Genomic DNA, 13,498 nt, shown 5'->3' with positions numbered 1-13,498 from the left:
AATGAAAAAAGCGTTATTAATTGGTAATCAAGAATATAAAAATATGGGTAAATTAAATTTACCCCAAAATGATGTAAATACTTTTAAAGATATACTAGAATCCATTGGTTTTTTAGTAACATATCACTTTGATGTTACATATGAAGTTATGAGAAAATGCATATTAGATTTTAGTAATAGTATAAGTAATGGAGATGAAATTGTGTTTTATTTCTCAGGTCATGGATATAGTTTTGAATCACATAATTATATTACCCCAATAGATTGTTCTGATGATTCAACAATTAGTAAATTGGATATTCTTGTGAAAGGTTATGAGAATTCTGTAAAAGCTATTGATGTAGATTTAATAACTAACAATCTAAAAAAAAATTCAGATGGTATTAACATAGTTTTATTGGATGCATGTAGAGAAATTTATGAAAAAGAAATGTACAATGAAAGAAAAATAGGTGATTTAATTGAACCTCCGAAACAAAGTGATAATGTTTTTTTATCTTATGCAACTAGATTAGGAGAAAAGGCAGACGATGGCGTTTATATGGAAGCGATTAGTAAATTCATATATAGAAAATTTCAAACTTTAGATGACTTATTTTATTGTGTTTCTGATTATGTAATGAATAATAGTAAAGGTCAAATGCCTAGCGTTAATAAGATAATAACTAAATCATATTCGTTTATAAATGAAGTTAATTATTGTATACAAGTAGAAAAGCAACATTATGAAGAATTATTTGAAATATATGAAGTAATTTACAATGAGTTGATAAATAAGAATATTAGTCCTTACTATTTGAAGCAACAGATACATGATTCAATAAAAGGAACTATATATTATCCATACAAGTTACTCGATAATTATGTAAAACAAGTAATTACAGCTCTTGAGGAAAAGTTGGGTATTATTTACTTATTATTAGAAGATGAACACTTTACACGGATTGATGTTCACGAAGATATTATATTTATTGAATCAAAATTTTCAGGAGGTTATAGATTTGAAAATAACGATTATTATGAATTTAATAAATGTTTAGAATTTATAAAAACTCTTCATTGTGAGAGTGAGGGGATTTATAATTATAAAAACAAAACAATATTAGTTTTCAGCCAATCATATTTTCAAATTATTCTCTGTGATAAAGAAGCCACGTTAACAGAACTAGTCTGCAATCCTATAAAAAAAATTGTAAAAAATAATACAAGTATATATATCGAGAATATGATTAATTCACGAGCAATATGTATTAAGAATTTAATTATAGAGTACATAAAAAATAAAAAAAATGTTTTAATTGTGGGTAGTCCAAAAACAAATAAGGAAGAATTGGTTTCTGCTTTTACTGAGTATTTTAGTGTGAGAGATAAAATATTAATTTTAAATGATGATAAAAAAATTCTCACTCACAAAGGGCAACTTTGCGAAAGTTCTACAGATTTTGAATGTTTAGCAAATAAAGATACAAATCAACTAGAAGAATATAATATGTTAGTGAATAGCAAAAATATTAATAGACTTATATATCAAAAAAAAGCTTTTAGACGGAATGAAAATATTTTTAAGATGATAAATAATATACAGTGTGAACAATTTATAGCAACATATGATTATAATAAAGACATTTTTATAGATATAATTAATAATAGCTGTAATGATACAACGATATTAAATGCCGAATTAATTGTTATATTAAATAATGTATATAAGATTGGAAGTTTTGTGAACTATATTTATGAAAAAAATAGAGATAAATTTGAATGTACTGCTAAAATAGAAATTGATTATAAAAAGTTAGATTTATTAATTGAGAAAAAACATTAGTGCTTTGAATTTATCGTTTATAAAAATTAATATTTTGCACTAATCCTATTAGTGTTATAAAAGAAATGCATTGTTGAGTTTACTGGAATTTGCACTGTAGTTAGTTAAATAGATTATAGGTTGATGTAATCTTGTAAAAAACTTAAAAATATTAATGAATATACAGATGGTCAAATTTAAATCTTATAATTTCAGGTGAAACATAATATTTGATTACTATCAAACTACTCAAAAGGAACTCCATATATATAACCATTAATGCATTAATAAATATGCGAATTATTTGAAATACATATAATATATATAAATAATTAAGGGGAAATTTACATTGTGAGGTGGTTATAATAATACGTATAGATATATCTAAAATAGAAAACTGGAGAAAAGTTATTGAATTTCACAAAGATTATGTTGAAAATAATATACTTCCTAAATTAATAGAAAATATTAATTCTGATATTTCATATATATTATTAGGAGTCAATGAATTAACTGATAAAGAAATGATAAATAAACAATTATTAAAGCTTACATTAGGAAAAAAAGAACAATGGACTGAATTTATTGAAAGATACAATAAAAAAATTTTAACGCCAGAATATATAATAAGAAATGAATTTGAAAAAAGCAATTCTTATAGTAAAAATATAATAGAAAACATAAGAAAAAGATTTAAAGATAAGCAGGATGAAATAATAATTCTAAATAAGCTCGGTGAGAAAATAAATAAAGGAACATATACACCTGATAAAAAGTTGTCCTTAGAAGAGAAACGGGAAATTATGAATGGTTTAATAAATGATTCATCAGTGGAAATAATAAAAAAGATTGAAGCAATTTTTAATTATAAGGAATTTGGGCAAGGGACAAAATGGAATAGAAATATATTCTTAACACTAACCGGAGTAGAAGTTTGTCCTTACTGCAATAGGCAATATATTACTTCTTTTAATATTGATGAACAGAACAGAACAACTGCAGATTTAGATCATTATTATTCACAATCTAAATATCCTTTCTTAGCATTATCAATTTATAATTTTATACCTAGTTGTGCAATATGTAATAGGAACTTTAAGAATGATAGTGATAAGGAGGTAATGTATCCTTATGATGAGTGTTTTGATGATGAAGATGTGAAATTCATTACGGACTTTAATGATAAAAATGAATTTACATATTTAATAGGAGAAGACTTAAAATTTAATTTGGAACTTACTGAAGGCAAAAAAAATAATGAAGAAAAATTTAAAAGAATTGAAAATAGTAAAAACGTATTTAACCTAGAGAATGTCTACTTCAGCAACAAATCATATGTTAAAGATTTGATAAAAAGGTTTTATTATTATAATGAAAAATGGATTGATGAAGTAGAAAATACATATGGATCAATATTGTCATTGAATAGGACCGAAATAATTGAATTAGAATTTGGAAATTATTTATCAGCTGAAAATTTTAGTAAAAAACCTTTAGCGAAACTAACAAAAGATATTTTAGATGAACTAGGTTTAAATATAGAATAAGAATATTGGAGAAAATTTATGACTAATAATATTAAGTTATGTTATATGTATAGTGAGAATGAAGAAGATAAAAATAAAGAGATAAATTTAGATAATGACTTAGAATTTAAATGGACTGAAACAAAACTAATTATTACTAGGAAAAAAAATTATATTAAAAATTTTTACGCAAATAATATAAATAATTTTAATTTAATCATCGGAAAAAACGGTTCAGGAAAGACATACTGTCTTAAAAAAATAATCAACTCAGTCAATTCATTGCAGGGGAAAATGATAAAAATAGTACAGATAAATGAAATATACTATGTTTTCTACTGGAATGGATTTAAGCTTGAAGAAATAATTGACGAAGCAGGAATTGGCATAAATAATATGAAATTTGAATCATATGAGTGTGATGAATATGGGATAGGAAAAATTGATATTGACTCAGAACATTACAAAAATTTGCAAAATAAATCATGCGGATATCATACAATTTTTTTCACTAATCAATTCAGCATATCAACACAAGATTTTGAAACAATTTTGGAAGGAATATACGATCCATATAATAGTGGGCTAAAACATTTATTGCGCTTTCCAGAAAAAATGTTTGGAAAAAAATTAGAAGCTAGTAGTAATGTTGTTAATTTATATGATAATTATTTTTACTATACATTGGCTAAATTTTTTTGCGAAAAGGATAGTAAAGAAATTCTTGATGGATTCAATTTAGAGATAAAACAAGAAATGGAAATTGTTAAAGCCAGTTTCCCACAATTAATATCAAATATAAATGATCTAGTGATCTCGTTGCGTTATGGACATAGAAAGAAAATGACTCTTGAGAATTTAATAAACAAAATGAAACAATTTAATATAAATAATATTGTATTTATATCTATACTTGATACAATTTTAAGAAGAGTTGAAAAAATTGAGTATTACAATAGAACAAGCGAGATAGATTACAAAGAAGAGTTGATTAATCTAACATTTAATTGGTTTAGTGTAATAGATACATCTTATGAAAACGTTGATTATTATGTAGAAAAGCTAGAAGAACTTAATCAAATATATGAAAAATTTATAAAAGAAACAGAAGAAATTTATAAAGAAAGTTTCAATATATATAATATTTCAATAATAAAAAGAGGAATTAATTTATTAAAGTTTATCAATGATTTTGATGCATTAATTATAGAAAATAAAAATTATACATTTACAGCTAGTATTAAGCTTAATGACGAAAATAAAAATTTCATTAAAGATATTTTATATATGATATCAAGTACAATCGATGAACATAGACATTATTTTAGTTATAATTTTAATGGTACACAATTATCTTCTGGAGAAGAATCATTATTATCTATGTTTAGTAGAATAAATTTTGCGACTGAAGAAATTATGAAAATAAATGATTCAGATGAGTTTGAAGAGAAAAGCAAGAAGAAAATTAAATCATTAATTATATTACTAGATGAGCCAGATATATATTTACATCCTGAATGGCAAAGAACTCTATTAAATTATATATTTAAATATATTAAGAAAAAGTTTTGTGATATAAATATCCAATTAATAGTAACTTCTAATAGTCCTATATTAGCAGGGGATATACCGAAAAAAGATATAGTATTTTTGGGGAATGAAGAAGTGGGCAAAGAAGAGACATTTTCTAAAAATTTGCTGTCCTTATTTAAAGAAACATTTTTTATGAAGTCAGTTTTGGGAGAGTTTTCAACGGAAAAGATAAAAAATATTATCGATGATATTAAAAATGGAAATAAAAAAAACAAAGAAATACAAGAAAAAATTATAAACATTATTGCTGAACCTGTAATAAAGCGGAAAATAAAAAAGTTATTCGATGATTTACATTCAGATGAAATGAATGGTATAGAATATAAAATAATTGAAAATGCAATTAATATGGGACTCAATAATGAACAAATTAAAGAGTTGACAAAGCGGACAGAGGAAGAAATTAATGAAATAAGACTAACTTTAGTGTAGTCGAATTGAAATAAAGCATCTAGCGTAAATCTCCTAGAACCTATATAACATGATAATTTATATACTATGTTATATAGGTTTTATATAATTAGTTACTATTAAATTTCAATCTCATAATATACACAGGAATGCAATAGCTCCTAGCCAACTGATCCAAAGAAAAACCATCCACTTCAAGCTGATCCACTGCCACATCATCAATTAAAAATTCAGCGATAAAATCATTAGCTTCATTGACTAAACTTAATATTATTTTAAAATAAACTCAATAGAAAAGTGAAAACTTACGAACATATGTTTGCATAGAAGCGAATATTATTGTAAAATGGTATTAACATTTGTAGGGAGATGAAGCTATGGAAACAAAAGTAAGTGAATTGTTGTTGAAAGGATTAAAAATTAATTTTAGTTATAAGGAACTACAAGAGTTATTGAATAGAATTTCTATAGTAAAAAATGAATATGTATCTTTATGTAATAAAAAAAATCAGGATGAACTTTAATCATCTTGATTTTTTTTTATTTTGCGCTAATGTTATTTTAGCTGCCAATATTAAATTTGGTAAATCTTCTTCAGTAATTGTATAGCCGTCTTTTTCAAGCTGTTCAATAAGCTTTAAAGCAAACTGCTCTGCTAAATTAGATTTTTGTTGTTTATCTGGAGCAATAATGTCAGCTCTGCCTAGAAGATAATCAACAGATACACCGAAGAAATCAGCTATTTTCACTAGAGTTTCTTGATCTGGTTGTCGAGAACCTTGTTCATAATTTCCAACCTGTCCACGCGAGAACCCCAATTTATCTGCAAGTTCATATTGAGTGAGTCCTTTTTCTTTTCTTAAAGTTAAGAGTCTATTTTTAAATAACATTTTCTCATTCATATTATATCACCTATTCTAATTATAGAAACTAATTGTTTCATTTTCTATAAATGACACGAAAAGTTTCTAAAAAATATTGACAGAAACAAACTGTTTCATTATAATTAAAATATAAAGAAACAAAGTGTTTCGAAATGAAAGGAGGGAATTAAGTGAGAAATGGGTTAATAGAATTAAGAGGGGATAGGAGTAGACAAGAAATAGCTCAAAAATTGAAAATAACACCTCAAATGTTAGGCTCAATTGAGAGGGCGTCTAGAAACCCATCATTAGAGTTAGCGGTTAATATAGCTAAGACATACAATATCACGCTAGATAAGCTTATTTTTTTACTTAATTTAGACACATAATGTTTCTAAGGGCTTGTGATTATATTATATCATTACAAGAATTCAAACCCAATTGACACTCACTCACTAAAGAAAAGTAAAATAAGCAATTTCAATACTTGCAAAAAGAGAAATTATGGAAGGGGACTAAGTTAAAAAAGTGGAGAAAGGAGAATAAATGAATAGTAAAGCATTAAACAAGAATGACACAATTTACAGAAAGGCAAGAAAAAGAGCATCAGAATTCAATGAAAAGTTTAAAAGCATTGAGGGCGCTAGTGAAGCAATAGGAGTTAGTAAAGATCAACTTTCTAACTATGAATTAGGTTTATATAAGCAACTGCCAGTAGATTCAGTTGTAAGAATGGCAGATGCCTATAATGCACCAGAATTAATGAACTATTATTGCTGCAATGAATGTGTAATAGGGAAGCTTACGATGTCACCAGTTGAGATTTGTAGTATTGAAAGGCTAACTATTCAGATACTAGCAGTTTTAAATGGTACAAGCATAAACAAAATAAAAGAATCGCTAATCGATATAACTGCAGATGGAAAGATCACAAAAGATGAGCTTCCAAGGTTGCAAGAAATAATAAATACATTAGATGAAATTTCAGCTAAATCACAGTCTTTAAAATTATGGGCTGAGAAATACTTAATAAATTGTTGTAGGAGTGATGTTTGATGAAAGCAATTTGGCATTTTAATAATGAAGAACATGAAAAAGAAATTAAGGGTAAATTATTGGACATGCTTGTTGAGGATGCAATAAATATTTATCCTATAGAGCAAATTGATGCGATGATCAGATTTGGAAAGGAAGGAAAATTAAATTTAGAGTGATGGGGAGTGAAGAAATGTTTTATTTATTCTTAGATGTACTAAGATCACAAACTACAAAAGAAGAATTTACTGAAATAGTTACTATGACAGATGATGATATTAAGTTTAATAGAGTTCATTTTGGAAAGACAACTAACTTAAAACAATATATTAGAATTTGTACTTCATGTACTAAGGCATTTTCAAGAACAGTAACAAAGAGTATGAAAGAGATCCTAGATTCACTAGATAGAATAGTTGATGCAACTTTTGAAAGAAGTGATAAAGGAACCTATAAATCATTGGGAGAGATATTATCGGAAGAAGTTAAAAAAGTAAGAAATCAGGAGGGGAATTATGCAAAGCATATTAATTAAAAAGCTAATAATTAAGAACTTTAAAGGCATAAAAGCGCTGGAAGTTGATTTTGGAAATGTAACTAATATTTTAGGAGGAAATGCAACAGGAAAGACAACAATATTTGATAGCTTTTGTTGGTTGTTATTTGGAAAGGATAGTAAGGATAGAAAAGACTTTGAAATAAAAACATTAGATACTGATGGACAAGCAATACATGGATTAGAACATAGTGTGACTGGAATATTAGAAGTAAATGGAGAAGAAATAGAACTTCAAAGAATACTTATGGAAAAATGGACAAAGAAAAAAGGACTTGCAGATAAAGTTTTCTCAGGTCACGAAACAACTTACTATATCAATCAAGTCCCTGCCAAACAAAAAGAATATAACGAAAAGGTAGATTATATCTTGCCGGATACAACCTTTAAGTTAATTTCTAATCCACTCTATTTTAACAGCATAGAGTGGAAAAAGCAAAGGGAAATATTATTGGAAATCATTGGATATATCGAGCAAAGTAACGTAATTAACTACAAAAAAGAATTAAAACCATTAGAGCAGTTATTATCAAATAATACACCGCTTGAGGACTTCAGGAAGAAAGTAAAAGCTCAAATATCTAAATATAACAAGGATAAAGAATCAATTCCTTTTAGAATTGATGAATGTAATAACTCAATAGTAGAAGATGATTTTAAAATTTTAGAGTCTAGAAGAACAACAATTCAAGGAGGAATAAATGCTTTAGCTAAACAAATAGCGGCAGGTGATAATAGCTCTGAAAGAATGAAATTAGAAAAGGAATTAGGGGACTTGAAGCTTGAATATAGCACTAAGTATACAAAAGCTAAAGAAAGCGTAAATGAACCACTAGATGAATTAAATATAAAGATATCAGGTAAAAAGTATGAAATAAGTGATCTGGAACATAAGATTCAAATTTTAAATAGAGATAAGGCAGATGTTGAGGAAGCAATAAAAAATGCTGATTCAGCTATTATAAAACATAAAGAGAAACAGCAATCTTTGAGAGAAGAGTGGAGACGGGAGTTTAGCACAATATTTGAATTTGATGAAGATGAGAAGTTTTGTCCAACTTGCCATAGAGAATATGAAAGTGAACAGATAAAAGATATTAAGGATAATGCAGAGAGATACTTTGATGAGATAAAGACAAAGAAGCTTAATTCAATAAACAAACAAGGTAAAGAACTCGGAAAAAAGATAAAAGAACTTGAAGCTTTAATTGAAGAGAATAATGTGGAAATAGCAAATTATACAGAAAAGCTAGATGAATATGGCTTTAAGATAACTCAACTTAAAACTGAATTAGAACAGCTAGAGATTCAGAAACAAAGCCTAAATACTGATAAGACAATAACATTTGAGGGTGAACAAGAATTGATCCAAGCCATAAATGAATTAAAAAGTAGGATTGAAGAATTTAAATTAACTGATACTACAGAACTTACAAACAGAAAATTAAACCTAGAAAAAGAACTGGAGAATATCAATAAAAGGCTTGGACAGATAGAGATTAATGAAACTCTTAGGAATAGAATTCAAGAGCTCCAGGAGGAAGAAAGAAATATAGCAAATGAAATTGCAAAACTAGAAGGATATGACTTCTTATGTGAAGAGTTCATAAGAACTAAAGTTGAACTACTAGAGGAGAGAATAAATTCTAAATTTAAAACAGTAAGATTTAAATTATTTGAGCAACAAATAAATGGAGGACTGAATGAATGCTGTGAAGCTTTAATCGATGGAGTACCATTCTCAAATGCTAATACAGCGAGTCAGATAAACGCAGGAATAGAGATTATAAATACACTATCAGAATTTTATGGAGTAACTGCTCCGATATTTATTGACAATAGAGAAAGTGTTAATGAGATAGTTCCAACAGAGAGCCAATTAATTAACTTAATAGTAAGCAAAGATAAGAAATTAAAAATAGAGAGTGAGAAAGAGCAGGAAGTAGCTTAATGAACTCAATTGGAAAATTAAAAATCTTTATTAAATATGGAGCGTGAATAAAAATGAATGATAGATTATTAGCAATATTAGATTATTTATCTGACTTTAATACAGAAAAGTCTAAGTGTATGACCACACCTGAGGAAAGAAAAAAGCAGAAAGAAAAAGCTGCAGAGATTTACAAGATTCTAGTGAATGAAATAGTAGATTTGTTCGTAGATTCAAGAGTTATAGAGGAAACTACAAAAGCCAATGAGGATAACAAAATGAAGGAAAATAGCTTTGAAGAATTTTTTAAAGTATTTTCAGAGAATCCAGGTATAAAGGTAACAATTGTACATGATCTTATAAAACCTAAATGGGCACTTCAAGAAGTTAGTATGAGTGATGTTATGTATGCACTAGGCTATAACCTTGATTCTCAAGATATAAATAAAGCATTGAAAGAAGCAAGATTTTATATTAAGGAGGAAAAGTAATGGCTGAAACAGGATTAGTTTTAAGTAAAGAAGATGCATTTAATAATGTTATGGCTAAGATAGCCGCACTAGAAAAAAATAATGGTATTAAGTTACCTAAGAATTATTCAGCGGAAAATGCAATTAATTCAGCTTGGTTGATGCTTCAGGAAGTAGTAGATAAAGAGAAAAAGCCGGCACTTGAAGTATGTACAAAAACTTCGATAGTTGAAGCTTTATACAACATGGTATTGCAAGGATTAAGCCCTTCCAAAAGACAATGTTATTTTATAGTGCATGGTAGCAAATTAACTCTTATGAAAAGCTATATGGGAAGTATAGTTGCAACAAAAAGATTAAGTGGAATAAAAGATGTAAAAGCCTTTGTGATATATGAAGGTGATGTATTTGAAACAGTATTCAATAATGAAACATATACCATTGAATTTAACTATCAGCCAAAGTTTGAAAATATAAATTCAAACAAGATAAAAGGTGCATTTGCATTAATAATAGGTGATGATAATAAGTTACTTCATACTGAGATAATGACAATAGATCAAATAAGAAAGTCGTGGGGTATGGGTATAGCTTATAAAAGCGGAAAATCAAATACACATAGTGACTTTGGAGAAGAGATGGCAAAGAAGAGCGTTATAAATAGGGCTTGTAAGAGATTTTATAATACATCAGATGATAGTGATGTATTAATAGAAAGTTTAAATAACACAGACGAAGATTATGATGAAGCAGATATTATTGAAAATACTAAAGAGCAGGTACATGAAGAAATTAAAGCTAATGCAAACCAAGAAGTAATAGATGTAGATCCAAAGCAAGTAACAGAAATTGATAATGACAATAACGAAAATCCAATTCAAAAAGATTTAAATAATAAGAAAACTGAAAAAGCAGAACAGCAAATGATGTGTGAATTTTAATGATTAAGGTATTAGCATCAGGAAGTACAGGAAACTCTTATATCATTCAGGCAGAAGAAGAAATTCTTTTGCTTGAATGTGGCATAAACTTTAAAGAAATTAAACAAGGATTGGATTTTGATTTAAGTAAAGTAAAAGGTTGCTTGATTACACATGAGCATAAAGATCATTCAAAAGCTATAAAGGATGTATTGGCTGCTGGAATAGATATTTATATGAGTAAAGGTACAGCAGCAGGTATTAATTTAGAGGATGAGAGATATAGCTATAGGTTGAATTATTTAAGGCATAAAATACCTAAACATATAGGAGGTTTTACTATAATTCCGTTTAGTGTAGAGCATGATGTAAATGAGCCACTAGGATTTTTAATATATCATCCTAAAATAGGTAAGATTGTTTTTGCAACAGATACGTATTATTTGAAACCAGTATTTAAGAATGTAAATCATATTTTAATAGAATGTAATTATTCAGAAGATATATTGCCTCAATTGCCTGCGTGGAGGGCTAGAACTATTAAAAGCCATATGAGCTTAGAGACTTTGAAAGAAACGCTAAAATCGTGGAAATTAGGCAATACAAAAGATATAACACTAATTCATATAAGCAATGATAATGGAGATCCTGAAAGATTCAAAGAAGAAATAGAGAATCTCACAGGAATTAAAACATATGTAGCAGAACCAGGTTTAATAATTAATTAAAAGGAATAAATAAAGGCGGGTGGGCTTATGGCAAGACCAGTAAAAGAAGGCTTATCTTACTTTCCTTTTGATGTAGATTTTTTCTCAGATAGAAAAATTAAAATATTGAAATCAAGATACGGAGCAGATGGGATTACATTATATATGTATCTCTTATGCGAAGTATATAAAAGTAACGGATACTATTTAGAAACTGATGATGATTTTTTATATATCATATCAGATGATCTTAACATGAGTTATGAGAAGATTAGGCAGATTATGAACTTCTTACTTGAACGGTCACTGTTTGACGATACACTTTTCAAGTCGGACAAGGTCTTAACCTCCATCGGAATACAGCGCAGATTTCAAGAAGCTATTAAATCTAGAGCTTCTAAAAGAGCTGTGGAAATCACAAAGTTTTGGCTTTTAGAAAAAAATGAGACTCAAAGCTTTATTAAAGTGAACCCAAATCCAAATAAATCTGAGAATAACTCGAATAAATCCGAGAATAACTCAAGTAAATCTGAGATTAATGACACAAAGAAAAGTAAAGTAAATAAAAATAAAGTAAAAGAAAGTAAAGTAGATAATAATATATTCTTCGTTTATGAGAATTGTGGTTTTGGTACGATTAATAATTTTACAAAAGAACAACTAGAAGTATTGGTAAATGATTTTAGTTTTGAGTGGACCAAAGAAGCCATTGAAATAGCAGCTACTAACAAAGCTAGAGATCTTAGATATGTTCAACGCGTTTTAGAAAACTGGCGAGATAGAGGAAAAAATTATGTTCCTACTTACAGTAAAAATAACGTCAAGGTTTTAAAGTTCAACAACTTTGAGCCTAGGGAATATGACTATGACAAATTAGAGAAAAGGTTATTGGGGTGGGATGATGATTGATAAAAATGATATTATTCCAGGTCAAGTAAGTATATTCGATTTAGAAATTATAAAGCCTCAGGAACCTAGAGAGAAATTAAAGCCAGTATCTATAACTAAACCTAAGGAAAATGAGAATAAGTTTGCTGAGATTATTAATTTATATAGTTTTGCTGCAGCAAGAATAGTTAAACAAGTATGTGGAGCTTTGCTAGTAGAACTTGAAGATAAAACATTATATTTTAATCCAGATGGAGTACAGGAACTAGAGCTGAAGAAAGATATGGAGTTAATGCCGGCAGATGAAATTTTAGTTGTAAATCAAGATAGAGATCTTAGTAATCTACAGCTTAAAAAATTAGAGGACATGCATGTAAATCAATATATTAAGCGTAAAGGTGATGCCAATATAATCATAACATTTCCTGGGAAAACAATTGTTATAAATCAACGTGGTTGGGTATTGGAATACCAGCAGAAACCTAGATATCACGATAGCGAACTATTTATCACAGAAATGGCTAAGAAAAGCACAGATTTGGCTAACAATGTTACGGAAATAGATAAAAATATTACAAAAAGTGTGAACGAAGATGCTGAATCTAAGAACGATGAAAGTGAATTAGGAAATCTACAGATTGGTGATAAAGTTGAATTTAACTATGATGGTCCTCAAGTAGGTAATATAACTAGCATTTACAACAATGGAGAAACGGTAAGTGTAGTCTGGAACCATAAGAATACAGCATTTTATTATAAGTGTGTTAAGAAAATATCTTAGGAATGGGGGATGAA

At 27.7% G+C, this 13,498-nt stretch carries 15 protein-coding genes; 14 read left to right on the top strand and 1 reads right to left on the bottom strand.

All coding sequences use genetic code 11. From position 1 onward, the window contains the following. Window position 1 precedes the first annotated feature (1 nt). The 4 genes from L3B96_RS11870 to L3B96_RS11855 all read left to right on the top strand — a co-directional run bounded on the left by L3B96_RS11870 (window position 2) and on the right by L3B96_RS11855 (window position 5,858). Window positions 2–1,825 (top strand): caspase family protein, encoded by a 1,824-nt coding sequence (locus tag L3B96_RS11870; protein WP_238861111.1) that lies wholly within the window; start codon window positions 2–4, stop codon window positions 1,823–1,825. A 335-nt stretch (window positions 1,826–2,160) separates the two neighbouring features. Beyond that, the gene (locus tag L3B96_RS11865; protein ID WP_238861109.1) at window positions 2,161–3,351 is read left to right on the top strand and encodes a hypothetical protein; all 1,191 of its coding nucleotides are present in this window, start codon (window positions 2,161–2,163) and stop codon (window positions 3,349–3,351) included. An 18-nt stretch (window positions 3,352–3,369) separates the two neighbouring features. Then, the gene (locus L3B96_RS11860; RefSeq protein WP_238861107.1) at window positions 3,370–5,355 is read left to right on the top strand and encodes an AAA family ATPase; all 1,986 of its coding nucleotides are present in this window, start codon (window positions 3,370–3,372) and stop codon (window positions 5,353–5,355) included. A gap of 356 nt (window positions 5,356–5,711) precedes the next feature. Continuing rightward, window positions 5,712–5,858, top strand: a complete 147-nt coding sequence (locus L3B96_RS11855; protein ID WP_158380890.1) for a hypothetical protein — start codon at window positions 5,712–5,714, stop codon at window positions 5,856–5,858. Here the strand turns inward: L3B96_RS11855 and L3B96_RS11850 are convergent, their stop codons facing one another. After that, window positions 5,859–6,236: a helix-turn-helix transcriptional regulator gene (locus L3B96_RS11850; protein WP_238861105.1), complete on the bottom strand. Its 378-nt coding sequence runs from the start codon at window positions 6,234–6,236 to the stop codon at window positions 5,859–5,861. 152 nt (window positions 6,237–6,388) lie between these two features. On the opposite strand from L3B96_RS11850, the gene L3B96_RS11845 reads away from it, so the two are divergent. From L3B96_RS11845 to L3B96_RS11800, 10 genes are all read left to right on the top strand, one after another. Continuing rightward, window positions 6,389–6,586 (top strand): helix-turn-helix domain-containing protein, encoded by a 198-nt coding sequence (locus tag L3B96_RS11845; RefSeq protein WP_238861103.1) that lies wholly within the window; start codon window positions 6,389–6,391, stop codon window positions 6,584–6,586. Window positions 6,587–6,743: 157 nt separating this feature from the next. Further along, window positions 6,744–7,253 carry a helix-turn-helix transcriptional regulator gene (locus L3B96_RS11840; RefSeq protein WP_171788541.1) on the top strand — a complete coding sequence of 170 codons (510 nt, stop codon included), beginning with the start codon at window positions 6,744–6,746 and terminating at the stop codon, window positions 7,251–7,253. Continuing rightward, window positions 7,253–7,411, top strand: coding sequence for a hypothetical protein (locus L3B96_RS11835; protein WP_171788540.1), 159 nt, complete (start codon window positions 7,253–7,255; stop codon window positions 7,409–7,411). Before L3B96_RS11840 ends, L3B96_RS11835 begins: the two co-directional genes overlap by 1 nt. 14 nt (window positions 7,412–7,425) lie before the next feature. Beyond that, entirely contained in the window at window positions 7,426–7,767 is a 342-nt protein-coding gene (locus tag L3B96_RS11830; protein WP_171788539.1) for a hypothetical protein, read from the top strand. Continuing rightward, entirely contained in the window at window positions 7,748–9,739 is a 1,992-nt protein-coding gene (locus L3B96_RS11825; protein WP_238861101.1) for an AAA family ATPase, read from the top strand. The genes L3B96_RS11830 and L3B96_RS11825 overlap by 20 nt, the downstream gene beginning before the upstream one ends. Window positions 9,740–9,792: 53 nt before the next feature. Continuing rightward, window positions 9,793–10,209: a hypothetical protein gene (locus L3B96_RS11820; protein ID WP_171788537.1), complete on the top strand. Its 417-nt coding sequence runs from the start codon at window positions 9,793–9,795 to the stop codon at window positions 10,207–10,209. After that, window positions 10,209–11,129: a RecT family recombinase gene (locus L3B96_RS11815; protein ID WP_171788536.1), complete on the top strand. Its 921-nt coding sequence runs from the start codon at window positions 10,209–10,211 to the stop codon at window positions 11,127–11,129. The genes L3B96_RS11820 and L3B96_RS11815 overlap by 1 nt, the downstream gene beginning before the upstream one ends. Continuing rightward, a complete protein-coding gene (locus L3B96_RS11810) occupies window positions 11,129–11,836 on the top strand; it encodes an MBL fold metallo-hydrolase (RefSeq protein WP_171788535.1) in 708 nt (235 codons plus the stop codon). The genes L3B96_RS11815 and L3B96_RS11810 overlap by 1 nt, the downstream gene beginning before the upstream one ends. Window positions 11,837–11,863: 27 nt before the next feature. Continuing rightward, entirely contained in the window at window positions 11,864–12,724 is an 861-nt protein-coding gene (locus tag L3B96_RS11805) for a Lin1244/Lin1753 domain-containing protein (protein WP_171788534.1), read from the top strand. Then, window positions 12,717–13,484: a hypothetical protein gene (locus L3B96_RS11800; RefSeq protein WP_238861099.1), complete on the top strand. Its 768-nt coding sequence runs from the start codon at window positions 12,717–12,719 to the stop codon at window positions 13,482–13,484. Before L3B96_RS11805 ends, L3B96_RS11800 begins: the two co-directional genes overlap by 8 nt. Window positions 13,485–13,498: the final 14 nt, after the last annotated feature.

The sequence above is a fragment of the Clostridium sp. YIM B02569 genome, from assembly GCF_022320765.1.
Lineage (GTDB): Bacteria > Bacillota > Clostridia > Clostridiales > Clostridiaceae > Clostridium > Clostridium beijerinckii.
This window is presented reverse-complemented; position numbering and strand designations above follow the sequence as displayed.